This window comes from Spirosoma luteolum (assembly GCF_054778875.1).
In genome coordinates this window covers 437,799-462,935 of sequence record NZ_BAAGZE010000005.1, presented here as the reverse complement: position 1 = coordinate 462,935, position 25,137 = coordinate 437,799, and the positions used below count along the sequence as shown (strand labels likewise).

Annotated in this window: 24 protein-coding genes and 1 tRNA gene; 16 read left to right on the top strand and 9 right to left on the bottom strand. The window is 57.7% G+C overall.

The features are described from left to right. Window positions 1-4: 4 nt before the first annotated feature. The gene (locus ACYVAC_RS09595) at window positions 5-1,135 is read right to left on the bottom strand and encodes a glycoside hydrolase family 10 protein (protein WP_461097410.1); all 1,131 of its coding nucleotides are present in this window, start codon (window positions 1,133-1,135) and stop codon (window positions 5-7) included. Between the two features lie 363 nt (window positions 1,136-1,498). On the opposite strand from ACYVAC_RS09595, the gene topA reads away from it, so the two are divergent. The 4 genes from topA (at window position 1,499) to ACYVAC_RS09575 (ending at window position 6,171) form a co-directional block, all read left to right on the top strand. Further along, a complete protein-coding gene (gene topA, locus ACYVAC_RS09590) occupies window positions 1,499-4,189 on the top strand; it encodes a type I DNA topoisomerase (RefSeq protein ID WP_461097409.1) in 2,691 nt (896 codons plus the stop codon). 87 nt (window positions 4,190-4,276) lie between these two features. Further along, complete coding sequence (locus ACYVAC_RS09585) at window positions 4,277-4,981, top strand: SIR2 family NAD-dependent protein deacylase (RefSeq protein WP_461097408.1); 705 nt, start codon at window positions 4,277-4,279, stop codon at window positions 4,979-4,981. 13 nt (window positions 4,982-4,994) lie between these two features. Beyond that, window positions 4,995-5,390 carry a rhodanese-like domain-containing protein gene (locus tag ACYVAC_RS09580; protein ID WP_461097407.1) on the top strand — a complete coding sequence of 132 codons (396 nt, stop codon included), beginning with the start codon at window positions 4,995-4,997 and terminating at the stop codon, window positions 5,388-5,390. Window positions 5,391-5,448: 58 nt separating this feature from the next. After that, on the top strand, window positions 5,449-6,171 hold the full coding sequence (locus tag ACYVAC_RS09575; protein WP_461097406.1) for an endonuclease III domain-containing protein: 723 nt from the start codon (window positions 5,449-5,451) through the stop codon (window positions 6,169-6,171). An 87-nt stretch (window positions 6,172-6,258) separates the two neighbouring features. Here the strand turns inward: ACYVAC_RS09575 and ACYVAC_RS09570 are convergent, their stop codons facing one another. The 5 genes from ACYVAC_RS09570 to ACYVAC_RS09550 form a co-directional block, all read right to left on the bottom strand. After that, window positions 6,259-7,053, bottom strand: coding sequence for a hypothetical protein (locus ACYVAC_RS09570; RefSeq protein ID WP_461097405.1), 795 nt, complete (start codon window positions 7,051-7,053; stop codon window positions 6,259-6,261). A gap of 73 nt (window positions 7,054-7,126) precedes the next feature. Then, complete coding sequence (locus tag ACYVAC_RS09565) at window positions 7,127-7,618, bottom strand: hypothetical protein (RefSeq protein WP_461097404.1); 492 nt, start codon at window positions 7,616-7,618, stop codon at window positions 7,127-7,129. Window positions 7,619-7,651: 33 nt separating this feature from the next. Then, entirely contained in the window at window positions 7,652-8,629 is a 978-nt protein-coding gene (locus ACYVAC_RS09560) for an OmpA family protein (protein WP_461097403.1), read from the bottom strand. 133 nt (window positions 8,630-8,762) lie between these two features. Beyond that, complete coding sequence (locus ACYVAC_RS09555) at window positions 8,763-10,370, bottom strand: hypothetical protein (RefSeq protein WP_461097402.1); 1,608 nt, start codon at window positions 10,368-10,370, stop codon at window positions 8,763-8,765. Between the two features lie 79 nt (window positions 10,371-10,449). Continuing rightward, a complete protein-coding gene (locus tag ACYVAC_RS09550; RefSeq protein WP_461097401.1) occupies window positions 10,450-11,322 on the bottom strand; it encodes a carbon-nitrogen hydrolase in 873 nt (290 codons plus the stop codon). A 236-nt stretch (window positions 11,323-11,558) separates the two neighbouring features. Between ACYVAC_RS09550 and ACYVAC_RS09545 the strand changes: the two genes are divergently transcribed. The 4 genes from ACYVAC_RS09545 (at window position 11,559) to ACYVAC_RS09530 (ending at window position 15,020) form a co-directional block, all read left to right on the top strand. Beyond that, complete coding sequence (locus ACYVAC_RS09545) at window positions 11,559-11,789, top strand: hypothetical protein (RefSeq protein ID WP_461097400.1); 231 nt, start codon at window positions 11,559-11,561, stop codon at window positions 11,787-11,789. A gap of 122 nt (window positions 11,790-11,911) precedes the next feature. Continuing rightward, window positions 11,912-12,103, top strand: coding sequence for a cold-shock protein (locus tag ACYVAC_RS09540; RefSeq protein WP_012925283.1), 192 nt, complete (start codon window positions 11,912-11,914; stop codon window positions 12,101-12,103). A gap of 79 nt (window positions 12,104-12,182) precedes the next feature. Further along, on the top strand, window positions 12,183-14,324 hold the full coding sequence (locus ACYVAC_RS09535) for a Tex family protein (RefSeq protein WP_461097399.1): 2,142 nt from the start codon (window positions 12,183-12,185) through the stop codon (window positions 14,322-14,324). Window positions 14,325-14,396: 72 nt separating this feature from the next. Further along, window positions 14,397-15,020, top strand: coding sequence for a C40 family peptidase (locus ACYVAC_RS09530; RefSeq protein WP_461097398.1), 624 nt, complete (start codon window positions 14,397-14,399; stop codon window positions 15,018-15,020). A 76-nt stretch (window positions 15,021-15,096) separates the two neighbouring features. On the opposite strand, the gene ACYVAC_RS09525 is transcribed toward ACYVAC_RS09530, so the two are convergent. Continuing rightward, entirely contained in the window at window positions 15,097-15,354 is a 258-nt protein-coding gene (locus ACYVAC_RS09525) for a GIY-YIG nuclease family protein (RefSeq protein WP_461097397.1), read from the bottom strand. A gap of 166 nt (window positions 15,355-15,520) precedes the next feature. Here ACYVAC_RS09525 and ACYVAC_RS09520 point away from each other — a divergent pair. Then, window positions 15,521-15,594, top strand: a tRNA-Ala gene (locus ACYVAC_RS09520). Between the two features lie 123 nt (window positions 15,595-15,717). Here ACYVAC_RS09520 and ACYVAC_RS09515 read toward each other — a convergent pair. Beyond that, the gene (locus ACYVAC_RS09515; RefSeq protein ID WP_461097396.1) at window positions 15,718-16,200 is read right to left on the bottom strand and encodes a DUF3299 domain-containing protein; all 483 of its coding nucleotides are present in this window, start codon (window positions 16,198-16,200) and stop codon (window positions 15,718-15,720) included. An 83-nt stretch (window positions 16,201-16,283) separates the two neighbouring features. Here ACYVAC_RS09515 and ACYVAC_RS09510 point away from each other — a divergent pair, with 83 nt between their 5' ends. From ACYVAC_RS09510 to ACYVAC_RS09490, 5 genes are all read left to right on the top strand, one after another. Continuing rightward, complete coding sequence (locus tag ACYVAC_RS09510; protein WP_461097395.1) at window positions 16,284-17,864, top strand: sensor histidine kinase; 1,581 nt, start codon at window positions 16,284-16,286, stop codon at window positions 17,862-17,864. Between the two features lie 4 nt (window positions 17,865-17,868). After that, complete coding sequence (locus ACYVAC_RS09505; RefSeq protein WP_461097603.1) at window positions 17,869-18,522, top strand: response regulator transcription factor; 654 nt, start codon at window positions 17,869-17,871, stop codon at window positions 18,520-18,522. Window positions 18,523-18,636: 114 nt separating this feature from the next. Next, window positions 18,637-19,272: a peroxiredoxin gene (locus ACYVAC_RS09500; RefSeq protein WP_461097394.1), complete on the top strand. Its 636-nt coding sequence runs from the start codon at window positions 18,637-18,639 to the stop codon at window positions 19,270-19,272. A gap of 130 nt (window positions 19,273-19,402) precedes the next feature. After that, window positions 19,403-20,185, top strand: coding sequence for a glycoside hydrolase family 25 protein (locus ACYVAC_RS09495; RefSeq protein ID WP_461097393.1), 783 nt, complete (start codon window positions 19,403-19,405; stop codon window positions 20,183-20,185). An 82-nt stretch (window positions 20,186-20,267) separates the two neighbouring features. Then, complete coding sequence (locus ACYVAC_RS09490) at window positions 20,268-20,510, top strand: hypothetical protein (protein WP_461097392.1); 243 nt, start codon at window positions 20,268-20,270, stop codon at window positions 20,508-20,510. An 81-nt stretch (window positions 20,511-20,591) separates the two neighbouring features. Here the strand turns inward: ACYVAC_RS09490 and ACYVAC_RS09485 are convergent, their stop codons facing one another. After that, on the bottom strand, window positions 20,592-22,256 hold the full coding sequence (locus ACYVAC_RS09485) for an ArnT family glycosyltransferase (protein WP_461097391.1): 1,665 nt from the start codon (window positions 22,254-22,256) through the stop codon (window positions 20,592-20,594). Window positions 22,257-22,385: 129 nt separating this feature from the next. Here ACYVAC_RS09485 and pgi point away from each other — a divergent pair, with 129 nt between their 5' ends. Beyond that, window positions 22,386-24,044 (top strand): glucose-6-phosphate isomerase, encoded by a 1,659-nt coding sequence (pgi, locus tag ACYVAC_RS09480; protein ID WP_461097390.1) that lies wholly within the window; start codon window positions 22,386-22,388, stop codon window positions 24,042-24,044. A 157-nt stretch (window positions 24,045-24,201) separates the two neighbouring features. Continuing rightward, entirely contained in the window at window positions 24,202-25,032 is an 831-nt protein-coding gene (locus tag ACYVAC_RS09475) for an outer membrane beta-barrel protein (RefSeq protein ID WP_461097389.1), read from the top strand. Window positions 25,033-25,137: the final 105 nt, after the last annotated feature.

Sequence of the window (25,137 nt, the reverse complement as noted above, 5' to 3'; positions counted from 1 at the left end):
TTGCTTACTGCGTACGATACCAGTCGAAGAAAGCCGGGTGTTCGGGCAGTCCTTCGTAATAGAAAAACAACTCGCCCGATACCCCGTTGGCACGGTTCGTTTCGATCATCTGCCGCAGAAAATCATCGCTGAACGTACGGCCATCGAGCCAGACCAGCAGGCCGGGGGCCAGGCGGTGGTGTTCGCTGGCGGGCACCTGTTCGCGCAGTATGCGACCCAGTTCCTTGCGGTAAAGCGCTATGTCGTAGCGATAGATCTGGGGGCAGACCAGGTCGACCCAGCCGTTGCGGACCCAGGTAGGCCAATCCTGCAGGTAGTCGGTTTTACTGAACGGGTAAATGCTGGGCGCCATGGCAATCTGCACCGACGGCCGCACGCGCTTCAGGGTGGTCCGGAGCTGTTTCATAAAGGCATTCATGCGGTTGGCCCGCCAGCTTACCCAGGCCGTATCGCGTGGGTTGGCGGGTGGTGCCATACCGTGGTGTTCGGCCCGGTAGGCAGCCACAATGCCGGGGTTGTAGCCCGACTCGACCGGCATGGCCGGCAGCCGGTCGTCGCCCTGGATACCGGTCAGGTCGGGGTACTGCTGCACAACCTCGCTCAGCAGCCCAAGCATAAACGCCTGCACCTCGGGGTCGAACCCATTCATCCACCTGAAGCCATTTTTAACCAGCACCTCGCCCTGGGTGTTGCGGGCGGCCCAGTTGGGTTTGGTGCGCAGGATATGCCCGCCCAGGCCGCGGTTTTCGGCCGCAAAGCCGTATTCAAACCAGGCATAGACCCGAATGTGGTGTGGCCTGGCGGCATCGAGCAGTTCGCGCAGCGGATCGCGACCGGTCAGTTTCTCGTCGATGGGCAGGCCAAACGTTTGTTCCATCAGCCGGCTGGGATACAGGGTGCGGCCTTTATTCCACATCACCACGAAAATATGGTTGACGCCACTGCGGGCACAGCGATCAACGGCGGCTTCGATGCCGGCCCGGCTGTAGAGCACCTGACTACCCACGTTGGTGAGCCAGACACCCCGCACCGGCGCCTGGCTGGTGTCGGGATAGGGTAGGGCCGCGGTACAAATCGGTGAAAAGAAATGAAACAGTAGCAGCCAACAGGCCGTTCGGCAGACAGTAAAAAGCATAACCGTTGAATAAAGGAATGACGTAATTGGGGCTGACCAGATCAGGCGCGGCTACCCTTGGCGTGAGGGCTGCGTACAGATGGGTGGGCGAACGGCAAAACAAGCACTTGACTACGTCAATATGCGTCTTTTCGCCGGCACTCCACGAACGTAGCCGGGCCGGTATGTGTTATCAATAGTATACCTGTTCAATCGTCCCGGTAACGATCCGGCCGTTCAGGTGTTGCCTGAATCCGTGTTTTTGCGTCTATATTTGGCGCTTCCGGGTCAGAACACCCGTAATCGGATCACCGGTCGTGCGTGGTTCTGAACGAATGTCGCCTGCCATTCAGCGGGCGGCCACCATCAACCTGAAAACCTACTATGTCGAAAAATCTAGTCATTGTGGAGTCGCCGGCGAAGGCCAAAACCATCGAAGGATACCTGGGCAAAGACTTCACCGTGAAGTCGAGCATGGGGCACGTTCGTGATCTGCCCAAGGATGGGATGGCCGTCGACGTGACCAACGGCTTTCGCCCGTCTTACGAGGTTTCGCCCGATAAGAAAAAGCTGGTGAGCGAACTGAAATCGCTCGCCAAATCGGCCGATGAAGTGTGGCTGGCAACGGATGATGACCGCGAAGGGGAAGCCATTTCGTGGCACCTGAAAGAAGCGCTCGGGCTGCGCGACAACACCAAACGGATCGTATTTCGGGAGATCACCAAGAATGCCATCCTGAATGCCATTCAGCACCCCCGCACCATCGATGTCGACCTGGTCAATGCTCAGCAGGCCCGGCGCGTACTCGACCGGCTGGTGGGTTACGAGCTGTCGCCGGTGTTGTGGCGCAAAATCAAGGGGGGGAGCTCCGGTCTGTCGGCCGGGCGGGTGCAGTCGGTAGCGCTGCGGCTCGTGGTCGAGCGCGAACGCGAAATCGATAAACACGCAGCCAAGTCGTCGTTTAAAGTGGCGGCCCAGTTTATTGTCGATGGCAACAAGGTACTCAACGCCGAGCTGCCCAAGAACTTTGCGACGGCTGCTGAAGCCCGCACGTTCCTGCAGGCTTGCATCGGGGCCGAATACACCATCAAAAGTCTGGAGACGCGACCGGCCAAGAAAACGCCCGCCCCGCCCTTCACCACGTCGACCCTGCAGCAGGAAGCCTCGCGTAAGCTGGGCTACGCCGTTGACCGCACCATGCGGATTGCGCAAAACCTCTACGAAGCGGGTAAGATCTCCTATATGCGGACCGACTCGACGAACCTCTCGCAGGAGGCTGTCGATAAGGCCGTAGCGGAGATTACCTCCGAGTTTGGCGGCAAATACGTGCAGACGCGGCAGTTCAAAACAAAGAACGAATCGGCGCAGGAAGCGCACGAAGCCATTCGCCCGACCAACTTCAACGACCGCAGCGCCGGTGGCGACCGCGATCAGGTCAGGCTGTACGAACTGATCTGGAAACGGGCCATTGCGTCGCAGATGGCCGATGCCCAGCTTGAGCGGACTACCGTTACGATCAGCATCCGTTTCGCCAATGGGGCTACCACTAACTTCGATGTGTTTGTCGATGATTACGTGGCTAATGCTGCTGACCCGAAGCTGGCTGCTGCAAAGCCAGCGGGCAATCTGCCGGCCGAACTGGTGGCGCAGGGCGAAGTGATTAAATTCGATGGTTTTCTGCGGGTGTACCTCGAATCGAAAGACGATGAGGACGACGAAGATGCCAAAGGCATGCTGCCCCCCCTCCGGATTGGACAGGGGCTGAACCTGGGGCAGATGAAAGCTACCGAGAAATTCACCCGTCCGCAACCCCGCTACGCCGAAGCGTCGCTCGTGAAAAAGCTGGAAGAAATGGGCATCGGCCGCCCGTCGACCTACGCGCCAACCATCTCGACTATTGTGAACCGTGGCTACGTGGTGAAGCAGGACAAGCCGGGGCAGGAGCGTAAATACACAGAGTACACGCTGCAGCGCGACACGATTACCGAGACAAGCGGAAAAGAAACGTTCGGTTCCGAAAAAGCCAAACTTTTTCCGACCAACACGGGCATCGTGGTCAACGATTTCCTGGTCGAGTACTTCCCCGATATCGTCGACTACAAGTTCACTGCGAGTGTGGAGAAGGAGTTCGACGAAATTGCCGACGGACGCATGGACTGGCAGAAAATGCTCCAGAGCTTTTACGGCGACTTTCATAAAAACATCGAAGACATTCAGGGCTCCTCGGGCGTGTCGTTCAAGACGGGCGAGCGGGTGCTGGGCGCTGATCCGGTTACGGGTAAGCCTGTGTCGGCCCGCTTGGGTAAATACGGGGCTTACGTACAGATCGGCGAGTCGAGCGATGAGGAAAAGCCCCGGTATGCCAACCTGCGGGATGGTCAGCTGATTGATTCCATTTCGCTGACCGATGCGCTGGCGCTGTTTGCGCTTCCCCGCGAAGTGGGTTTTTTCGAAGATAAACCCATGGTTATCGGGATCGGTAAGTTTGGCCCCTACGTCAAACACGACGACAAGTATGTGTCGCTGGCCAAAGACGATGATCCGTATTCGATCGACGAGAACCGGGCCATCGAGTTGATTCAGCAGAAACGGGCCGAATCGGTCAGCGAAGCGCTAGGCGAGTTCGAAGGTAAACTGGTTACGACGGGGAAAGGGCGCTTTGGCCCCTACGTGAAGTTCGACGATAAATACGTATCGCTGCCCCGCAACGAGCAGCTGGCTACCCTGACACTCGACCGGGCCATCGAACTGATCGTGGCCAAGCGCACGGCCGAGGCAAACAAATACATCAAGGAGTTTGCCGAGCGTCCGGATATGAAAATCGTCAACGGCATGTACGGCCCGTACCTGGCCGTAGGCAAGCGCAATGTCCGGATTCCGAAGGATGTGGATGCGGCCAGCCTGACCTACGAAGACTGTCTGGCGCTGGCGGGCGACGAGCCGGCCCCGGCGGCCAAGGGTGCTAAAAAGACCGCGGCCAAAACGGCCAAGGCCGACGAAAAGGCACCGGCCAAAGCCAAAGCGGCTGCCAAAAAGCCGGCTGGTGGACCCAAAAAATCGCCACCCAAGAAATAAGGGCCGGTACCTCAAAAAGTGGGTTTACAGCCTAAAAGCAAAGCAAAAATCCCCGGAAACGGGGATTTTTTTTGTATCTTGAGGAATATGAATACTCGTCAGAAAGTTGTCGTATTATCGGGCGCCGGTATCAGCGCTGAGAGCGGAATTCCCACGTTTCGGGCCTCGGATGGGCTGTGGGAAAACCACCGGATCGAAGACGTAGCCACCCCCGAAGCCTGGATGCGTAACCCGGTGCTGGTACAGGATTTTTACAACCAGCGTCGTCGGCAGGCCCTGTCGGTCGAACCCAACGCGGGGCACAAAGCGCTGGTACGGCTCGAGGCCGGGTACGATGTAACGGTGGTGACGCAGAACGTCGATAACCTGCACGAACGGGCCGGCTCGTCGACCGTAATCCACCTGCACGGCGAACTGGGGAAGGCCCGCAGCACGGCCAACGAATCACTTGTGTACGATATCGACGGCTGGGAGCTGAAGATGGGCGACACCTGCGCCAACGGCTCGCAGCTGCGGCCCCATATAGTCTGGTTTGGCGAAGCGGTACCCATGATGGACCGGGCCCTCGACGTGACCCACGATGCCGATATCCTGATTGTGGTGGGCACCTCGCTCAATGTGTACCCAGCCGCCAGCCTGGCCTACGTGGTCGACGACCGGGTACCTATCTACGTCGTCGATCCGAATACGCCCACCATGCGGAAGCGCCCCAACCTCACGTTTATAACCGAACCCGCCACCACTGGCCTGACCCGTCTGGTCGATCAGTTGCTGGTGGCTGTTGATGCCTGAAACCAGTCCGACCATGTCTATCCGTTTTCGCCACCTGCTTGCGGCCCTGCTGATGGGGCTGAGCGTACTGAATGTCAGTGCGCAGACCCTGCCAACGCATCTCGACGCCAGGCAGGCGGCTGCCTGGCTCAAAGCCAACCCCAAAGCGGTGGTACTCGACGTACGCACGCCCGAGGAGTTCCGGCAGGGGCACCTGCCCAATGCCGTCAATGTAAACTACCAGGCAACGGACTTCGAGCAGCAGCTGGCCCGGCTCGACAAAACCCGGCCCTATCTGGTGCACTGTGCCGTGGGTGGGCGCAGCACCCGGTCGCTGCCCGTACTCGAGAAGCTTGGGTTCAGTCGGGTCTATCACCTCGATGGGGGGCTGCAGCGCTGGCAGCAGGCTGGATTGCCGGTTGTACAGTAAGGCTGGCTAACAATCGGCGGAACGAACGGTTGTGAAAGACACCGTTGCCCCGATTGGTATGCAGACGAGTAGTACACCGGCTCAGAAAACACTGGAAGCCCACGAACGGCTAAACGACCACTATGGCGTACAGGCTATCTATGGCTATGCCGATCCGATGCATGAGCTCATCGGCACCATACTGTCGCACCGGACCACCCATGCCAACGAGGTGACGGCCTATAAAACGATGCGGGCTCGCTTTCCGACCTGGGAAGCTGTACGCGATGCCCCACTCGATCAGCTAACGGAGGCTATCCAGACGGCCAACTATCCCGAGGTGAAGGCGCCTTACATTCAGCAGGTGCTGACCGCGCTGATTGCCGAACGGGGCGAGGCCAACATCGATTTTCTGCAGGAATACACTACCGAAGAAGCTATGGCCTGGCTGACACGCCTGCCCGGCGTGGGCCCTAAAACGGCCACGCTGCTGCTGCTCTTTTCGTTTCAGAAACCCGTGCTGCCCGTCGATACCCATGTGCATCGGGTAACGCAGCGGCTCGGCCTGATTGGGCCTAAAGTAAGCGCCGGTAAGGCGCATACGCTGCTCCTGTCGTACCTGCCCGCCGATGCCACGGTGCTGTTTAATTTTCACAAGCACTTTTACTGGCATGGGCAACGCGTCTGTTTCTGGCACCAGCCCAACTGTGGCGCCTGTGTGTTGCAGAATCTGTGCGATTTTTACCGGACGGGCCGTACTGCTGTGTTGAGCAGTACGCCCGCCCGACGTCCGGTTTCCTGACCCGATGGCGCGAAACGAGCAGGGGGTTTACCACGATCGATGCTGATCTGGTAAACCCCCTGCTTGATTTCGCGCCAGGCAATTCGGCTAGTTCGAGCCGTACTTTCGGTTGTAGAAGGCCTTCGCCTGATCCACCCAGTTATCGCGTTCGATGCGACCGGGGAAGAACTCAATGATCTCGTTGACCTTATCGATGTCTTCCTTGTTGAAGTTGCCCACCTGCCGGAACGTGTAGATGCCCAGGCTGTGCAGCTTGCGCTCCAGAAAAGGACCTATGCCGACGATGTCTTTCAGGTCATCGGCTTCGGAGGCCAGCGCCCGGCCAATGCGGTCGAAGTTGAGCTCGCCGGCCCGCGAGGCCACCCGCGCCAGCACGGCTGCTTCGGAGTTGCCGGCCAGCGACGTGGCGGGCATGGGTGGTAGCACCGCCGGTGATTCCGGAATGGGAGCGCCCAGGGGCGGAATCTCGACGGGTGGGGGCGAGGCCGGCAGGGGGGGGATCACAACGGGCTCGGCCGCCACAACCGGGGGTGTCGTCGCGACGGGTTCGGGCGGGATCACAGCTACTGGCTGCAGAGCAGGCGCATCGCCATACACAGGGGCCAGTGGGTCGGCCGTAACGGGTGCTTCGGGAGCCGCCATCACGGGGCTGGTGACCACGGGTGTACTCACCGGACGCGAGGCCGCCGGGGCGGTCGCGCCTTTGCTGCGACGGCATTCGTCGAGCTCGGCTTCCTGGCTGGCAATGGCGGCCCGGAGCGCGCTGACCCGCCCGGAACGGACGAGCCGGCCCAGCAGCCAGCCGATCAGGGCGGCCACGAGCAGCAGAATCAGCATCTCGGTAACGGCCACCGGTTGGGATAACGGATCTAATCCAAACATAAAAGTCGATTGCTAGGAATGAATAAATGGGCTGTTTTGGCCTGTACCTGCGGAATAGGCCGGTGCGGGCCAATCAGGATTTCTGCGCCAGCGTTTTAGCCTGACCTACCCAGTTGTCGCGCTGGATACGGCCGGGAAAAAACTCGATGATGTCGTTTACCAGTTCAACATCGTTGGGCGTGAAGCGGGCAATCTGCTCGAAGCGGTAAATTCCGATAGCGTGCAGTTTTCGCTCCAGAAAGGGCCCGATGCCCTCGATCACTTTCAGATCATCGGCTTCGGCCAGCGTGGCGTGGCCCAGTCGGCCAAAATCGAGCTCCGTGGCCCGGGCCTGGATACGGCTCATCACGACGGCTTCGTCGCTGCGCATCGCTACCGTCGGGGCGGGGGTTTGCCGGCAGTCATCAACGGCGCGTTCGGTACTCGCCAGTTCGCCCTCGAGCTGGTCGATCGTACCTGATCGGGATATGTACCCGATTATGAAACCCAGTATGGCGGCAACCACCAGCATAATTCCATGCTGCAGGAGGGCATCGGGCAGGTGAAGTGGATTCAGGTCAAACATACGTTACGATTATTAGCGGATTCTGGCAACTGGTTATTGAACGACTACCGTAACACGGCGGTTGGCACGTCGGCCGGCAGGTGTGCGGTTATCGGCTTTGGGCGCCGTTTCGCCTTTGGCGTCGACCTGGATCTGAACCGGATCGATCCCCGATTTACGGAGTTTCAGCTTGACGTCGTTGGCACGCTCGCGCGAAAGCCGCAGGTTAACGGCGTCGGGGCCACTGCTGTCGGTATGCCCGGTCAGCAGCAGCTTTTTATCCTTGTGCGTAGCCAGGTAGCGGTTGGCTTCCTCAAAAAACTTCTTCGTGTCGGCAGTCTGGATGTAGTTGGCACCGCCCAGCGGGAAATACAGATCGATAGGTTTAAAGACCGACGTGAATTTTTCGGCGGCAGCCAAACCGGCTTCGGTTGTGGGCAGGGGCTGGGCGGGGGCTTTGGCAACCGTATCGACAGCGGGTGTCATGGCGGTAGCTGCCGAATCGGGCGAACCGGCACCAAAGGCAAACGACAGTCCACCTGTGAGCGAATCACCCTGGGGGGTAAAGGCCAGATTGGCATCGGGTACGTCGACCAGCTGGCCCTGTGTAGTGAGCGAGGCCGCCGGAACGCCCTGCTGAATCAGGTATTGCCGGATGCCTTCGGCCCGGGCCAGCCCCAGGTTATCGAAATCGGCAGGCTTGGCTTCAGAAGCCGCGTAATAGCCCGTGATGGCCATAGTCCGACCGGGGTTGGCCTTCAGATACGTTACCAGTTCACTGAGCGAGGTGCCCAGCGCAGTCAGATTGGCCTGGTTGCCAGAGGTAGCGTAGCTGAAATTGCCCGGCAGTTCGAGCCGAAGCCGATCGCCGTCGCTGATCGTGAGCGGAGCGGCCACGCTGCCGTCGACCGATGTAGTTGCCGGAGCGGCCACGTCGGCACAGAGTTGTTTGATGCGGCAGACATGCCACCAGGTGGAGCCGGCCATCCAGGCAATCAGCAGAATAATCCAGAGTGTTTTGTTAGCGAACATACGGTAGGAGTTTGGTACCTCTGCCCCGGCCAGCCTGTCCGGCCGGGGAGAAGGTGTCCCAAAAGTACAAGTATGCGCTACAAATGCAAGAGTATCAGCCGGGTCGGTGATACAGGCGCCTTGCCGGCACCGATCAGGCGCGGGGCATGGTAGCCCGGCCGAGATAAATTTCGTCGCCCGTAAGAGTAATCTCGCTGTAAAAGGCGTAGCCGTTACGGATGTAGCGCACCAGTACCCGGCTGGTCTGGCCGGGTCGGGCATACGGCTTTGCGGCTGCTACCAGAATCTGGTTGCCGTTGACGATGGCCCGCACGATGGGTACATTGCGCACCTTCAGCTGGCTGGCGTTGTAGGCCACCCAGGTCTGACCACCATCGTACGAACAGTCGGTTGTTTCGTTGAGGTACGTTTCCTGACCGTTAAAAAAGTCGCCATGGTGCTTGAACAGGCGCCACAGTCCATGCATGTAATGCTCGTAGCAGGCGTAGTGCCGGTCGTTGCCGGTGCCGCGCAGGGCCGGGTTGCTGTTGAGGGGCTGATCGGGCGTCAGGTTGATCTGATCATCCCAGAGCACGGCCCCATAAGCCCCCGTAAACCAGTAGAAAATAGCGGTGCCTTCGGCAATGGCGGGCGGAGCGGGGTGTTCGGCTTTACCGCTGTTGGCAAAGGCTGCACTCTGGGAGTTGAACAGCCAGTGCCAGGCAATGCGTTTCTTAGGCGACAGCCGGGCATTGGCTTCCTGCTCGCCGAGCAGGCCCGCCAGCCAGTGCCGATCCATCTCGGCCGTGTGCGAAGCCGAATAATCAAAATCAGGGAAGTAGTAATAGGAGCCTGGCATCTGAAAGTCGACTACATCCCGCAGGGCTTTGCCTACCAGCTCATCGGGCAAACCCCGTTGCCGGCTGGTCGCTGTCTGCCGTACCGGTAAGGTCCAGAGCGGATCGGGCTGGGCTGAGTAGTCGCGCGGGCGGGCGTAACCAAAGCCGTTGTAAACCACAGGGCCTACGGTGCCGATCTGCGTCTGCGGACTGGCGAAGGCGCGCATGGTCTGCACCAGGTAGGCAAAGAGGTTGGTCTGTTCCTGCCCGTTGGGCGTCGAAGCAGCGGCCCCCTGATTTTCGATGTCGACGTAGATTTTACTGAATGTGTTGCGCATGCCATTGGGTGGGCAGTCGCCGAAGCCCACACAGCTGCCCTGCAACTCCATGGCTGCCTGATACAGGGTAGTGCGGGTGGTGCGGGCACCGGGTGGCGTGCGGTACAGCGCGGTCTGGGCCCGGTCTACATTCTGCACCCACTCCTGGCCAAACGGGTCCATAAAATAGTTGTTGTACAGAATCAGGGCCCGCTGGTCGAACGAGAGCCGGCTGCGCCAGTTGCGGGGGGGCATGCCGTTGGTCCAGCGCTCAGCGCCTTCGATCATCTGCGTCTGGGCAATGGAGGAGAAGCCGCGCCGGAAAAGTTTGTTCCAGTCCTGATCGACGTGCAGGTTGCGCCCCGCTCCGGCAAATGTGATCGATTTGGTGGCGGGCAGCGAAAAGTCGCCGACCACGTCGATGTTGTAGTAACCGCGTCGGGTGGAGGGGATAAAGCGGGACCGGGGCGTGGCCGCCAGCGGAGTCAGGGGCGGCATGGGGGCCGTTAACCGAACAGGCTGGGGTTCGGGCGGTCCGGTGGGCCGTACATACCAGTACCCCAGACCGGCCAGACTGGCCAGTCCGCACAGCGCGATTAGTTTCATACGGTTTGTCAAAATGAGCCGGGGAAAAGGTAAAAAGACGAACGGCCCTGCCCGGAGAGAACAGAGCCGTCGGCCGTATCTATTCGTCGATGTAACGCCGGGTGATAGGCTGGTAGGAGTCGATGCGCCGATCGCGGAAATAAGGCCAGGTCGTGCGGTATTTTTCCGAAAGCGCCAGGTCAATTTCCTGCACATGAACGACCTCGTCGGTGTGCGGAGCCAGATACAGTAGCGACCCGAACGGATTGGAAATAAACGACCCGCCCCAGAACTGCTGGTCGGCCTCGCGGCCTACCCGGTTCACCGCCACAACGTGTACACCGTTGGCGATGGCGTGGCTGCGCTGAATGGTTTGCCAGGCATTATACTGCTCTTCGTTCTGCCTGGGGTCGGGCTCGTTGGTGTCCCAGCCGATGGCCGTAGGATACACCAGGAGGTCAGCACCCATAAGCGCCGTGATCCGGGCCGCTTCGGGATACCATTGATCCCAGCAGATCAGCACGCCGATTTTGGCAAACTTCGTTTCAAATACTTTGTAGCCAAGATCGCCGGGCGTGAAGTAGAATTTCTCGTAATAACCCGGATCGTCGGGAATATGCATTTTCCGGTACTTGCCCAGGTAACGCCCATCGGCGTCGAGCACGGCGGTCGTGTTATGGTAGAGGCCCTGCGCCCGTTTCTCGAACAGCGACGCAACAATGACCACGCCCAGCTCGCCGGCCAGTGCACCCAGCCGATCGGTGGTGGGCCCCGGAATGGCTTCGGCCAGACTGAAATTGTGGTGGTCTTCGACGTCGCAGAAATAAAGCGACGTAAAAAGCTCCTGCAGGCAAACGATCTGCGCGCCCTTGCCGGCGGCTTCCCGAATGCCATTCATGGCTTTCTGAAGGTTGGCTTCAACGTCGGCGTTGCAGCTCATCTGCACCAGGCCGACCGATACGGTCTTTGACATACAACAAAAGTAGGGCGTTCTGAAAGGATAACGCCTTAACAGGACAAAAGTCTACGCCCGTAGGTTCAATCGACTCGGGCCGGCAGCCGGGCTGGGTGGTTGTTCGGGCGACCGATCCGGGAGTTTGTCTGCGAGTTGTATTATACGGCTGTTTAAGGTGCCGTATATAAAGCGGGCCGGCGGTTTGGTCGGGCGGGCAGATTGTCGTTATTTCGTTATTCAACCCTGTTTGTCCAATGCAACCCGCTGATTTTTCCCGGCTGCCCGCCAGCCAGCAACTCGATACACTCTACTATTCCGGCGATATCCTGGCCAACCGCTACGAAGGCGACGAGATATTTCTGCTGTATAGCCTGCGCAGTTTCTACGTCGAACTCCGCTACGATGCCTACAGCAATAACCTCCGTCAGGTTAGTGCATTCCGCGATACGGAGCAGCTGGGGCCCTATCTGCCTTACCTCGCCTAGACCGATGCTCGCACTGCCGCCGACCTCACCGGACGCCCCCGGCCCATCCAACAGAAAAAAAAAGAAGGTTAATTTGGCGGTGTCATTTGTTTTGTCGTCCTTCGCTTAAATTTAAACAAGCAATGCAAACAGGAACTGTAAAATTCTTTAATGAAACCAAAGGGTTTGGCTTCATTAAACCCGATGACGGTGGTGAAGACATCTTTGTTCACGCTTCCGGTCTCATCGACCAAATCCGCGAAAACGACAAAGTTAAGTTCAATGTCGAGCGCGGTAAGAAAGGCTTGAACGCCGTAAACGTCGAAATGGCTTAATCGTAAGATATACCAGGACAACCGTTGTAAAAAACATGCCGAAGGGCATGTTTTTTTTTGCCCTTTTCTGTCAAGTACCATGCCGCAGCAAACGCCCGAACAGCGTATCGCCACCCTCCTGAACCTGTCACTGCGCTCCGTGACAGCTACGCTCGAACTCCTCAACGGGGGCGCCACAATTCCTTTTATTGCCCGTTACCGTAAAGAAGCCACCGATCAGCTCGACGAAGTACAGATCGGCCTCATCAGTCAGACCAGTCAGAAATTACTCGAACTCGACAAACGACGCGAAGCCGTGCTGAAAAGCATTGCGGAGCAAGATAAGCTTACGCCCGGGCTGCGCCAGGCCATCGAAGCGGCTGATTCGCTTACCACGCTCGAAGACCTGTACCTGCCTTACCGGCAGAAACGCAAAACCCGGGCCTCCATCGCCATCGAGCGGGGACTTGAGCCGCTGGCCAATCTCCTGTATCTGCAGCGCGACGCCGACCCGGCGAAGGCGGCACAGCGCTACTGCTCCGACACCGTGCCCTCGGCCGCCGATGCGTTGCAGGGAGCCCGCGACATTCTGGCCGAGCGCGTCAGCGAAGACGCCGACGCCCGGCAGCGGGTTCGTAATCTGTTCGACCGCGAAGCCATCATCCGTTCGACCGTCAGGAAGGGCAAAGAAGTCGATGGCGTCAAATACCGCGATTATTTCGATTTTGCTGAGCCGCTGCGCCGGGTACCATCGCACCGGCTGCTGGCGCTGCGCCGGGGCGAAGCCGAAGGCATACTGGCCGTAAGCATCAGCCCCGACGAAGAGGCTGCACTGACCCGGCTCGAGCGGCAGTTCGTCCAGCCAACAGCCAGCAAAGGCTGTCGCGAGCAGTTAAGTCTGGCCATCCGCGACGGCTATAAGCGGCTGCTTAAACCAGCTATCGAAACCGAATTCAACAATCTGTCGAAGGAGCGGGCCGACGCCGACGCCATCCGGATTTTTGCCGAAAACCTGCGTCAGCTGTTGCTGAGCCCGCCACTGGGCCAGAAGCGGGTACTGGCCATCGACCCCGGCTACCGCACCGGCTGCAAAACGGTTTGCCTGGACGCCCAGGGAAATCTGCTGACCGAAACCGTGCTTTATCTGTTTCAGTCCGAAAACCAGAAGCAGCAGGCTGCCCAGACACTCCAGAAGCTTATTGTTCAGTATAAGATAGACGCCATTGCTATCGGCAACGGTACGGCTGGCCGCGAAACCGAAGCCTTCGTGCAGGAGCTGTCGCTGCCCGACGGCCAGCGCCCCGCCATGTTCATGGTCAGCGAGCAGGGCGCATCGGTTTATTCAGCTTCGGACGTTGCCCGCGAGGAATTTCCCGATAAAGACGTTACGGTGCGCGGGGCAGTCAGTATTGGTCGCCGGCTGGTCGATCCGCTGGCCGAACTGGTCAAAATCGACCCCAAATCGATCGGGGTAGGGCAGTACCAGCACGATGTCGATCAGGGCGATCTGAAAGCCAGTCTGGATACGGTGGTCGAAAGCTGTGTGAATCAGGTAGGCGTATCGCTCAATACGGCCAGCGCCTATCTGCTGCGTTACGTGTCGGGGCTGGGACCGCAGCTGGCGGGCAATATCGTAGCCTACCGGGCCCAGCATGGCCCCTTCACCAGCCGCGAGCAGCTCCGTAAGGTGCCCCGGCTGGGCCCCAAGGCCTACGAGCAGTGCGCGGGTTTTCTGCGCATCGAGGGCGCCACTAACCCGCTCGATAACAGTGCCGTGCACCCCGAGCGTTACAGCCTCGTCGAGCGCATGGCCGCCGATGCAGGCAGTACCGTAGCTGATCTGATCCGGCGCGCTGACCTGCGGCAGCAGCTGAAACCCGAACGATACGTTACCAGCCAGGTCGGGCTGCCTACCCTGCGCGATATCCTGGCCGAACTCGAAAAGCCGGGCCGCGATCCGCGTGAGCCCCTGTCGGTGTTTGCCTACGACGCCCGGGTGCGGTCGATCGATGATTTGCACGAAGGCATGGTACTGCCGGGTATCGTAACCAACATCACTGCCTTTGGCGCATTTGTTGATATCGGCGTAAAACAGGATGGACTGGTACACGTATCGCAGCTGGCCGACCGTTATGTATCCGACCCCAAAAACATCGTGTCACTGCACCAGGCTGTGCAGGTGCGCGTGGTTGAGGTTGACAAAGCCCGGAAGCGCATTGCGTTATCCATGAAAAACAAATAAGTTAGTTTGTAAAACCAGCCGGGCGCGCTGCGCTGGCAGTGCCCCGGCGCCTGACCTCTTAACCGCTTCCGTATGCAATTACGCTCCGTCGGATCGGCTGGCCGCGCTGTCGTGCTGCCGCTTTGCCTGCTGTTGTTGCTCAACTCCTGCGCTTTTTTTCGGTCATCGGGGCCGTCGGTAAGCCGTCGTCCATCGGTTGCCCGCCCGTCGGGGGGCCGTTCGGCTGCTGCGCGTTCGCCCAGACGGCCACCCGCCGTGCCGGCCCGGCCAACCGGTCGGGTAGTCGATACGCGGACGTATGAGAACCGCTACGTACCCGAGGTCGTGAAGATTGCACGTACGTACACCGGTACCCCCTACCGTACGGGGGGCAACACTACCGACGGCATCGATTGTTCGGGGCTGGTCTACGCGGTTTTCAACACGGTTGGGCTGAAGATGCCCCGGATTTCGTGGCAGCAGTCGGAAGTCGGGCGGGAGGTGGAGGTAAACCAGATTGCCCCCGGCGACCTCGTCTTTTTCGTACCCGACAAGGGGCAGGCGGGCTACGTTTCGCATACAGGCATCGTTACGGAGGTAAACGGAGCCAACAACATCCGATTTATCCACGCATCGTCGTCGCGCGGGGTGCGCGAAGACAACCTCTACACCGATTACTTCAAAGGGCGGTTCGTGAAGGCGCTGCGGCCGTTCTGAGTTTTCCGGATTCGATTATAAACAGCAAAGCCGCTCCCGGGAGCGGCTTTGCTGTTATGGCTGTCAGAAATAACTGTCAGATGGTAGCCGGCTGTTTGCTTTCGATCAGCTCGTCGAGAAAAGCCCGGTCCCTGTTTTTTAATTTCATTTCCAGACTCAGGGCTTCGTTGCGCGTGGCAAAGGCCTGGGTAAAACGCACCTCCCAGGGCTTCCCGCCGGCCGTGGCCGGATTGGTTTTGGCATTGTGCTGCCACAGACTGATTTTAAGATCTTTGGTCTGGCCAATGTGGTACTGGTCGGTCGAGGGGCTGTATATAATGTATACGGTATGCATAGGGTATTGGGACTGTTATCAAAACTACGCAATACCGGTTAAAAAACAAATAAGTATCCAGCCGGCGGTGACATAGCCCCGTCAGAAAAAAAACAGATGACCACTTGCTTCATATCTGATTTATGCGCACCTTTGCACCCACAAAACGGTAGAAACACTGTTTTACGGGGGATTAGCTCAGTTGGCTAGAGCGCTTCCATGGCATGGAAGAGGTCATCGGTTCGAATCCGATATTCTCCACACGTTTCGAAAAGATCACCCGTCGGGTGATCTTTTTTAGTTTCCGGTAGCGGCTATTTAGTATAAAAAAATCCCCGCCCGACTTTACAGCCCGGCGGGGATTTTAGCTCAAAACACAGGCACTTATTTCTCGATCATTTCGGCGTCGGCCAAAATGTAGTTCAACTCGTAGATATTATCGGCGTTGAGCTTTAGCGTACCGGTGAATGTACGGCGCTCGTCGGTCTTAAACTTCTTACCCGTTTTCTTGAATTTAAGCGACACGACCGATTCGGGACCGGCACCACCGCAGAAGAAGCAGGCGCTGTAGGGAAAAGCCGACAGCACGTAGAGATTCGATTCGAGATCAACCGGCAGCACGTAGCCCGTCAGCTCAACGGTTTTGCCATTCAGTTTCTGAATACCCTGGCCGAAGGTTGGGTACAGCATATAGACCGATTCTTCGGCGTACCATTTTTTCTTGAACGTCACGTCGCGCAGCACTTCCCACGACAGCTTCACAGGCTCGGCATTGACCGCCGAACGGAGGGGGGCCGGGCCAGATGCCGCCGGGCGGAACGACAGGGCGGTACAACTAACCAGCAGCGTAATCAGCAGATGTTTCATAGCGTCAGGAACGAAGTCAAAGTCGGGTGAAATTACGAAATTTACTACATTTACTAACTATTCAGCTCTCGTTCTTACGACCTGTGACCAATCTACTCAACGACACCTCAGAAACGAATCAGGCCGTTCCGCTCCGGTTTACCCGGCTATACGTTTCGCTCCTGATTATCCTGTCGGTACTGCTCACCATCGGGCAGGTATTGACCCAGTGGCGGCTCAGTGCTGTGCAGGATGAACTCTGGATTATCCGCTACGCGGCCCTGCAGCGCCATCAGAGCCAGATGATCGTGAAGCAGGCACTCCAGATCGCCGACATCAACGAACAGGACCTGTTCCGGCAGAATGTGGCCGAACTGCGCAAAGTGTTCGACCAGTTCGAGCGCTACCAGAATCAGGTGAAAGAAGGGCGTGTTATTGACCACAACGTGTATATCCCCAATGCACCCAAAGTTCAGCAACTCTATAGGGATATTCAGCCCGAGTTTGATGCTTTCCGGGTTAGCGTAAGCCAGCTTATCACACTCGAGCAGCCCTCGGAGGTGCTGATGCCTACGACGCAGGCCAGTTTGAAACTACTGCTGGCCAATGAAAAGCCTTTTCTGCAGGAAATCGACGCCATTGTGCGGGAGTACACCGGTGAATTGCGGATGAAGCTGGGGCGCCTGCAACAGATCGAGTTCTACCTGTATCTGTTCACCATTGCAACCCTGCTGGCCATCAGCTTTCTGATTATACGGCCGGCGGCCGATCGGTTGCGCGAGGCCATCGGCGAACTGATTGCAGCTAAAAACCGAACCCGGGCAGCCAACACCGAACTGATGAACGCCAACCTGTCGCTTCAGGAAACCCGGCAACAGCTGTTTGCTGCCACCCGGCAGCAGTACCAGCGTGAAATCGATGAGCAGCGTATGCGGAAGTCGTATCTGATTACGGGGCAGGAGGAAGAGCGCAAACGACTCTCGCGCGAACTGCACGATGGGCTGGGGCAGATGCTGACAGCGATCAAACTGCAACTCGAGGGGTTGGAGGGCGTTTTGCGCCGGCAGGCGGCAACCGCGGTACCAGCAGGGGGCGAGGAGAAGACAACCCCCGGTCCGGTCGCTACGCCCTACGATCGGAACATACGCAACCTGAAAGGCCTGGTTATGCAGACTATTCAGGAAATCAGGAATATTTCCAATGACCTGATGCCCACTGTTTTGAGTGATTTTGGCGTATTGCCCGCCTTAAAAATGCTTACCGAAAGCAACCGAAGCACCGGCGTCGATGTTACCTTTGAATCGAGTTTGATCCACAACTCCGACGAGCCCCTGCGGTTTGATAAAGATGTGGAGATCATGCTCTATCGGGTTACGCAGGAAGCAATCAGCAACGCCATGCGGCACGGTCACGCGACACACATCGGCGTGGAGCTGGTTGAGCGCGATGCGTATATTCACCTGATTGTGACCGACAACGGACGGGGTTTTGTGCGAAAGCAGCCAGCAATGGATGAGCTGACACCCCGCAACGGCCGGGCGCCTTCGCAGGGCCTGCACAACATGCAAGAGCGAACAGAATTACTCAACGGAAAACTCAGTATAAAATCGACACCGGGGAAAGGCACTCGACTGCTGGTCAGTATCCCCTACAAGATGCAACTCGCTCCATATGACATCCACTAAACTAATGCTGGTCGACGATCACTCGATCGTCCGCGATGGTATCCGGCTGCTGCTGGAACAGGCCGAAGGACTTGAAATTATCGACGAGGCCAGCGACGGCGAAGAAGCCCTCGAAAAACTGAAAGCCCATCAGGCCAACGGAACGCAGCCCGATCTGGTGCTGATGGATATTTCGCTGCCCGGCATGTCGGGGATTCAGACTACCCAGGTGATCACGCGGCTGCACAAGAGTGTGCGGGTGCTGATGCTGTCGATGCATAACAACGAAGATTATATCCTGCGCTCGGTCGAGGCCGGCGCGTTCGGCTATATCCTGAAGGATTCATCGTCGGATGAGATGGTAAAAGCCATCCGGATGATTTCCAGTGGCGACAAATACTATAGCTCGCCCGTGGCGTCGATTATTCTGAACGGCTATATGCAGCAACTCAAGAAGGGGAGCAAGCAAAGCCGGGATGTACAGCCAAGCCGACTCTCCAACAAAGAAAAAGAAATTCTGCAGTTTCTGGTCGACGGGATGAGCAGCCGCGAAATCGCCGAACGGCTGCAGCTGAGCGTTCGGACGGTCGATAACCACCGGGCCAATATGATGCGCCGGCTACAGGTCCGGAATGCCGCCGAACTGGTACGCATTGCCGTCGAAGAAAAACTGATTTGAAACTTTTCAAATCGATCCGTACGTTTACAACGCAGAACCGGCCAACCAGCCGGTTTTGTCTTTCCTGACTACTACATTTAGTACGTAGAGTATATTCACTAAACACCGAATCGTATGTCACTCCGCTTAGGGGACATTGCTCCCGATTTTGAAGCCGATACCACGCAGGGTCCCATTCATTTTCACGAATGGCTGGGCAACTCGTGGGGAATGCTGTTTTCGCACCCGGCCGATTTTACGCCTGTCTGCACCACCGAACTGGGCCGTACGGCGCTGCTGAAAGATGAATTTGGCAAGCGTAATGTAAAAGTGATCGCCGTATCGGTCGACGATCTGGAGTCGCACAACCGCTGGACGCCCGACATCAAAGATGTAACAGGCACCGAAGTCAACTTTCCGATCATTGCCGATGCTGACCGTACGGTGGCTACCCTGTACGATATGATTCACCCCAACGCCAGCGAGAAAGCCACCGTGCGATCGGTCTTTGTGATTGGGCCCGACAAAAAAATCAAGCTGACGCTGACGTATCCGGCTTCGACCGGGCGGAATTTTAACGAGCTGATTCGGGTAATTGACTCGCTTCAGCTGACGGCCGACTATCAGGTGGCAACTCCCGCCGACTGGCAGGATGGCGACGATGTGATTGTGACGCCGGCCGTAACCAACGATCAGCTGGAAGGTAAGTTTCCGAAAGGGGTAACGTTTGTAAAACCCTACCTGCGTACGACACCCCAGCCCAATAAATAAGCGACCGGATCGGGCGTTTTGCGTCCGTCCGTTCTGTAAAGCCCCGGCTCCGGTCGGGGCTTTACTCGTTTTAAAGCGTAGTTTTGCCGGCTATGGCTGCCCGTCGGGCGTATGCCGATTGAGGTCGACTATGAGAATACGAGTACTGCTGCGGTTGTTGCTGGATCGCTACGGGTTGTGGCTGGTGGGCGGTTTACTGGTGATACTGGCCGGTTTGACGGTGTTTCGATCGTGCCGGCGTGAACCTGACATGAACTGGCAAACGGTGGCTCCCTTCGCCATTCGCATACCTATGCGCTACGGTATTCACGGCATCGACGTATCGCGTCACAATGCCCGCATCGACTGGGATCGGGTGAAGCAGGTCGAAACCAACGCGGTTCGGCTGCAGTTTGTGTTTATCAAAGCTACCGAAGGGGCAACCCTGGCCGACCGGCAGTTTAGCCGGAACTGGGCCGGAGCGCAGCGGGCCGGCCTGCGCCGGGGCGCCTATCATTTTTACCACCCCACCCGCGACCCGCTTAAACAGGCGAATAACTTTATCCGGCATGTTGCGCTGCTGTCGGGCGATTTTGCGCCTGTCGTCGATTTTGAAGTGGTAAACGGGCAGTCGGACGAAACGATCATCACCGGGCTGCGCACCTGGCTCGAAACGGTCGAAGCGTATTACCATACCCGCCCCATCATTTACACCAATGGCAGTCTCTACAAACGCTACATAAAAGGACAGCTCGACACCTATCCGCTCTGGATTGCCGATTATTCGGCTGCGCATTTGCGCATGTACCCTGCCGATAATCTGTACATCTGGCAGCACAACCAGTCGGGACGGGTGCCCGGTATCCGGGGCATGGTCGATTTCAACGCCTTTGTGATGGACGATAGCGAGCTGGCAACTCTTTGTATCCCCTGATTATTGTGGTTGAGAAATTAAATTTCAAACAAAATTGCGCCAACCCCGTTTATACAAATTGATACAAAACAATCACTTACACATGTACAAAAAACAACTGATTCTGGCCCTGAGCGTTGCTTTCATTGGTGCCACGACCCTGACGAGCTGTGACTCGAAGAAAGAAAACAAGGCTGAAGAAGTTCAGGAGCAGAAAGAAGATGTGATCGAAGCCCAACGGGATGGCGACACCTCGGAAGTTCGTGAAGAGCAGCAAGAACTGGATTCGGCTCGCAAAGACTACCGTGAAGCGGTGAAAGATTCGGTTAAAGACGCTAGAAACTAGTCTGTCAATAATCCGTACCCACCGAACACCAGAAACGCCGGTTCCCAACAGGGACCGGCGTTTCTGTTTACAGGCCAGGTATCAGCGCCGGCTGCGTTTGTAAAAAATGAACCCGTTTTCTTCGCCCGTTCGCCGAAGCTGGGGCAGCGAATCGAGCAGCGTGGGCGTTTCGGAAGCTTTCCGGATAAACCAGGCATCTTTATCGATGGGGCCGCGCAGCAGCCAGTCCTGGTTGTAATAACTGGGATTGGCGGGTGGGGTCTCGCGGCTGTAGAAGTAGGGTCCATAGCTGCGGTACCCCCAGGTGCTTACGTACACATCCTGACCCTGAGCCCGTTCGAAGAAGCGCATAGCGGCTGCCTGCGAAATACCCTCGATCCGGCCAATGAAAAACCATAGCGTCAGCGTGATGAACACCGCGGTACCGCCAAACAGTGTCAGGGTGGCTTGCCGGGTCTGGCGGTGACTATACCACCATAAACTCAGCCCCAGTACCAGCAGTAGCCAGATGCCGGGCAGCACCTCCCAGCCGGTCCAGTTGATGCGGGCGTTGAGGTTACCCTGCGTGAAGGGGTCTGAGTCGGCAAAAGCTTTGACCACATCCATGCGGTGGGCCAGCAGGGGCAGCGCAATGGTAGCCGCAACAAAAACACCGCCCACCACGATGAGCCCCGTCAGCAGCCAGCCGTTGAAGCTGATGCGGCCCGTTTCGAGCTGCGACAGCGTCAGAGCCGCCAGGTACGTGATGGGGAAATAGCAGAGCGACGAGTAATGCACGATCTTGGACTGCACGATGCTGAACAGGATAAGCACCACCCAGAACAGAATAAGCATCCAGCGCCGGAAATCGCGCTGGTAGCTGCGTTCGAGAAATAGGTTGCCCTGCCCCCGGATGCTGAAGATCGATGCCGGGAAGCACCCCACCAGCAGCACCACGAAATGATAACCGGGAAAACCACCATGTCCGGCATCGGGGGTGCTGAAAAGCCGGATGGTGTAGGCCAGAAAAGCCTCACCGAACGTGGGGCCATGCAGCCACGTTTCAAGGCCAAACCAGGCCAGGGGCAGCAGCAGCGCCGACACGGCAAAACCGGCGATTTGCAGGGGGGAGACAAACCACCGGAAACGACCCAGCAGCCAGTAGATGCCCGCTACCAGCCCCACCACCAGCAGCGCCACGGGCCCTTTGGTAAGCACGGCGATGCCGAGCACCAGACCGCCCACAAACAGGTAAGACACCATCGACCGCGATACGATCATGGGGCCGGCCTGCCGGTCGCGCTTCCACGACGCCAGAATGAGGTTGACGAGCGAGGCAAAAATAAACAGGTTGAAAAAAGGGTCGATGATGCCCGACCGGAAGTAAAGGTGCGGAGTCACCGAGCCCAGGTAAGCCAGCGCCCACAGCACGCCGAACCGATGGCCGTGCAGTTTATGGCCGAGGTTATAGAGGTAGATCAGGGTAGCTATGCCGCAGAGCGCGTTGGGCAGGCGGGCCGCAAACTCGCCTACGCCGAACAGATTCATCATCAGTGCCTGACACCAGAAAAAGAAGGGCGGCTTTTCGTAGAACGGCTTGAAGTCGATATGCACCCGCAGGTAATCGCGTAGTACGATCATTTCGCGGGCACATTCGGCGAAATTGATCTCGTCCCAGTCGAACAGGCGCACACCACCCAGAAACGGAATAAAGAGCAGGGCACCAAAACCCGCAAACAGAAGCGAATAAGCTACTTTCTGGTTCATAAAGACCTGTATTACCGGCGGCAGTACCGGCGGGGCACCCCGACCGGATGGGCCGCAAAAGTAGGAAAAAGCCCTTGGAGTTGCCTAAATCATCCGATATTCGCGCCGGACATACGACCCAGACATCTCATGCTTGCCAATCGACCTTTCACGGGCCTGCCCGCCTTCACGGAGCTGCAGGACCACTACGCTCAGCTTAAAGACCGGCACCTGCGCGATCTGTTTGCCGAAGACCCGGACCGCTTCAACACCTTTACGCGGCAGTTCGATGATATTCTGCTCGACTTCTCCAAAAACCGGATCACAAGCCAGACCCTCGACCTGCTGCTGCAACTGGCCGATCAGGCTGGTCTGGCTGACGCCATCAATCGCATGTTCTCGGGCGACAGGATCAACCGTACCGAAGACCGCGCCGTGCTGCACGTTGCCCTGCGTAACCGCGCCAACACGCCCATTCTGGTCGATGGCCAGGACGTGATGCCGGCCGTCAACGACGTGCTGGCCCGGATGAAAACGTTTACCGAACGCGTGCGGTCGGGCGCGTGGAAAGGCTACACCGGCGAAACCATCACCGATATCGTCAACATCGGTATTGGTGGGTCGGATCTGGGTCCGGTAATGGTCACCGAAGCGCTCAAACCGTATGGCGACGACAAAAAACTGCGGATTCACTTCGTATCGAACGTCGACGGGGTGCATATCTACGAAACACTGCAGCGCGTTCGGCCCGAAACCACGCTGTTTCTGATTGCTTCCAAAACCTTCACTACCCAGGAAACCATGACCAACGCCCAGTCGGCGCGGCAGTGGTTTCTGGATGCGGCCGGCGATGAGTCGGCCATTGCCAAGCATTTCGCGGCCCTGTCGACCAATCAGACGGCCGTCGAGAAATTTGGTATCGATCCGGCCAACATGTTTGGTTTCTGGGACTGGGTAGGGGGGCGTTACTCGCTCTGGTCGGCCATCGGCCTGTCGATTGCGCTCTACGTGGGCTTCGACAACTTCGAGGAACTGCTGGCCGGCGGACACGCCATGGATGAGCACTTCCGCACCACCCCCGCCGGGCAGAACCTGCCTGTGATTCTGGCGCTGATGGGCATCTGGTACAACAATTTCTTTGGTGCCCAGACCCAGGCTATTCTTCCCTACGACCAGTACATGCACCGGTTCGCGGCTTATTTCCAGCAGGGTGATATGGAAAGCAATGGGAAATCGGTAGACCGCAACGGTAACCCCGTATCGTGGGAAACGGGACCCATTCTGTGGGGTGAGCCGGGTACCAACGGGCAGCACGCGTTCTACCAGTTGATTCACCAGGGCACCAAACTGATTCCGTGCGATTTCCTGGCGCCAGCCATCAGCCAGCGGCCGATCGGCAACCATCACGCCATTCTGATGGCCAACTTTTTTGCCCAGACCGAAGCGCTCATGAACGGCAAAACGGCCGACGAGGCTGCGGCCGAACTACGCAAAGCGGGTATGGCCGACGATGAGGTAGCGTTTCTGACCCCGTTCAAAGAATTCTCCGGAAACCGACCCACCAATTCGATCCTGTTCCGGAAACTGACCCCCCGTACGCTGGGTAGCCTGATTGCCATGTACGAACATAAAATCTTCACGCAGGGCGTTATCTGGGATATTTTCAGCTTCGATCAGTGGGGGGTTGAACTGGGCAAACAACTGGCCAGCCGAATCCTGCCCGAACTGCAGGACGACGGACCCGTAGCAAGCCACGACAGCTCGACCAATGGGCTGATGAACGCCTTTAAAGCCTTCAGAAAAGCCTAGACTAGCTACTCGCTAGAGCATACTTTATTGAGTATACGGTAACCGGCCAGAAACAAGAAAATTAGAATAATCTAAAACAATCATTTCGACTGGCCTGTTAATGGGGTGTAATTTCGATTACACCCCTTTTTTGTGCAACTCAACGTTTCAAAAGAAAATGAAAACCAACGCTACACTGCTGGCTGCCTGTCTGCTGGCCTCGGGTCTGGTACAGGCCCAAACGGAAACCAACACCTCGTCGACCACGACGACGTCGACTTACACGACGGCTCCTGTATCGACCACGGATGCTACGAACGTGAACGCTACCTCGACGACCACGCCGACGAACGTAAACGACAACATGACGGGTACGTACAACAACACGGCTACCACGCCGGCTGTCAACACCTACAGCACCACCACAACGACCACGTCGGACTACAACACGGGCCGCGACTACAAAGACAACAAGCGCAATGACGGCAAAGAAGGCAAGTTTGGTATCTATGCCGGGGTTAACGCGTCGCGCTTCAAAAACGAATCGGCTCCTGACCGCGCTTACCGGCTGGGCTATCAGGTAGGTCTGTACGGTCGTTCGGCCGGTACGGTATTCGGCCAGATCGGTGCTGAATTCCGCCGGTCGTCGTCGAACCTGATCCAGACGCAGGCTGGCTCGGGCACGACGCCTTCGCGGGTTAGCGGTCAGATCGACCAGACGTTCCTGGCCATCCCGGCCTATGTAGGTCTGCGGGTAGGTGGTGCACTGGGTCTGCGCGTACAGGCAGGTGCTGAACTGGCGGCTCTGGTAGCCGTTGGCGACAACAACTTCAAACTGGGTAAAGACGATCTGAACCGGACGATCCTGAACGGTCTGCTGGGTGTTGGTATCAACCTCGGGCCCCTCACGCTCGACGTAAACTACAACCTGGGTCTGCAGAACGTAGTTGATCAGGGTGCCGACACCAAGCGCAACATGCTGGCCGCCAACATTGGCTTCCGATTCTAAGCAAACCAGCTACTGCCGCACAGGCATTTGCCAAAAGCCACTCCCGACGGAGTGGCTTTTGGCGTATAGGACCAATGGCTGGAAAGCCTTCTTTTGCCGAACAAT

Excerpts from the sequence above, each read along its gene's own strand:
- ACYVAC_RS09595 (WP_461097410.1), bottom strand. The coding sequence starts at position 1,135 with ATGCTTTTTACTGTCTGCCGAACGGCCTGTTGGCTGCTACTGTTTCAT.
- topA (WP_461097409.1), top strand. The coding sequence starts at position 1,499 with ATGTCGAAAAATCTAGTCATTGTGGAGTCGCCGGCGAAGGCCAAAACC.
- ACYVAC_RS09585 (WP_461097408.1), top strand. The coding sequence starts at position 4,277 with ATGAATACTCGTCAGAAAGTTGTCGTATTATCGGGCGCCGGTATCAGC.
- ACYVAC_RS09580 (WP_461097407.1), top strand. The coding sequence starts at position 4,995 with ATGTCTATCCGTTTTCGCCACCTGCTTGCGGCCCTGCTGATGGGGCTG.
- ACYVAC_RS09575 (WP_461097406.1), top strand. The coding sequence starts at position 5,449 with ATGCAGACGAGTAGTACACCGGCTCAGAAAACACTGGAAGCCCACGAA.
- ACYVAC_RS09570 (WP_461097405.1), bottom strand. The coding sequence starts at position 7,053 with ATGTTTGGATTAGATCCGTTATCCCAACCGGTGGCCGTTACCGAGATG.
- ACYVAC_RS09565 (WP_461097404.1), bottom strand. The coding sequence starts at position 7,618 with ATGTTTGACCTGAATCCACTTCACCTGCCCGATGCCCTCCTGCAGCAT.
- ACYVAC_RS09560 (WP_461097403.1), bottom strand. The coding sequence starts at position 8,629 with ATGTTCGCTAACAAAACACTCTGGATTATTCTGCTGATTGCCTGGATG.
- ACYVAC_RS09555 (WP_461097402.1), bottom strand. The coding sequence starts at position 10,370 with ATGAAACTAATCGCGCTGTGCGGACTGGCCAGTCTGGCCGGTCTGGGG.
- ACYVAC_RS09550 (WP_461097401.1), bottom strand. The coding sequence starts at position 11,322 with ATGTCAAAGACCGTATCGGTCGGCCTGGTGCAGATGAGCTGCAACGCC.
- ACYVAC_RS09545 (WP_461097400.1), top strand. The coding sequence starts at position 11,559 with ATGCAACCCGCTGATTTTTCCCGGCTGCCCGCCAGCCAGCAACTCGAT.
- ACYVAC_RS09540 (WP_012925283.1), top strand. The coding sequence starts at position 11,912 with ATGCAAACAGGAACTGTAAAATTCTTTAATGAAACCAAAGGGTTTGGC.
- ACYVAC_RS09535 (WP_461097399.1), top strand. The coding sequence starts at position 12,183 with ATGCCGCAGCAAACGCCCGAACAGCGTATCGCCACCCTCCTGAACCTG.
- ACYVAC_RS09530 (WP_461097398.1), top strand. The coding sequence starts at position 14,397 with ATGCAATTACGCTCCGTCGGATCGGCTGGCCGCGCTGTCGTGCTGCCG.
- ACYVAC_RS09525 (WP_461097397.1), bottom strand. The coding sequence starts at position 15,354 with ATGCATACCGTATACATTATATACAGCCCCTCGACCGACCAGTACCAC.
- ACYVAC_RS09515 (WP_461097396.1), bottom strand. The coding sequence starts at position 16,200 with ATGAAACATCTGCTGATTACGCTGCTGGTTAGTTGTACCGCCCTGTCG.
- ACYVAC_RS09505 (WP_461097603.1), top strand. The coding sequence starts at position 17,869 with ATGCTGGTCGACGATCACTCGATCGTCCGCGATGGTATCCGGCTGCTG.
- ACYVAC_RS09500 (WP_461097394.1), top strand. The coding sequence starts at position 18,637 with ATGTCACTCCGCTTAGGGGACATTGCTCCCGATTTTGAAGCCGATACC.
- ACYVAC_RS09495 (WP_461097393.1), top strand. The coding sequence starts at position 19,403 with ATGAGAATACGAGTACTGCTGCGGTTGTTGCTGGATCGCTACGGGTTG.
- ACYVAC_RS09490 (WP_461097392.1), top strand. The coding sequence starts at position 20,268 with ATGTACAAAAAACAACTGATTCTGGCCCTGAGCGTTGCTTTCATTGGT.
- ACYVAC_RS09485 (WP_461097391.1), bottom strand. The coding sequence starts at position 22,256 with ATGAACCAGAAAGTAGCTTATTCGCTTCTGTTTGCGGGTTTTGGTGCC.
- pgi (WP_461097390.1), top strand. The coding sequence starts at position 22,386 with ATGCTTGCCAATCGACCTTTCACGGGCCTGCCCGCCTTCACGGAGCTG.
- ACYVAC_RS09475 (WP_461097389.1), top strand. The coding sequence starts at position 24,202 with ATGAAAACCAACGCTACACTGCTGGCTGCCTGTCTGCTGGCCTCGGGT.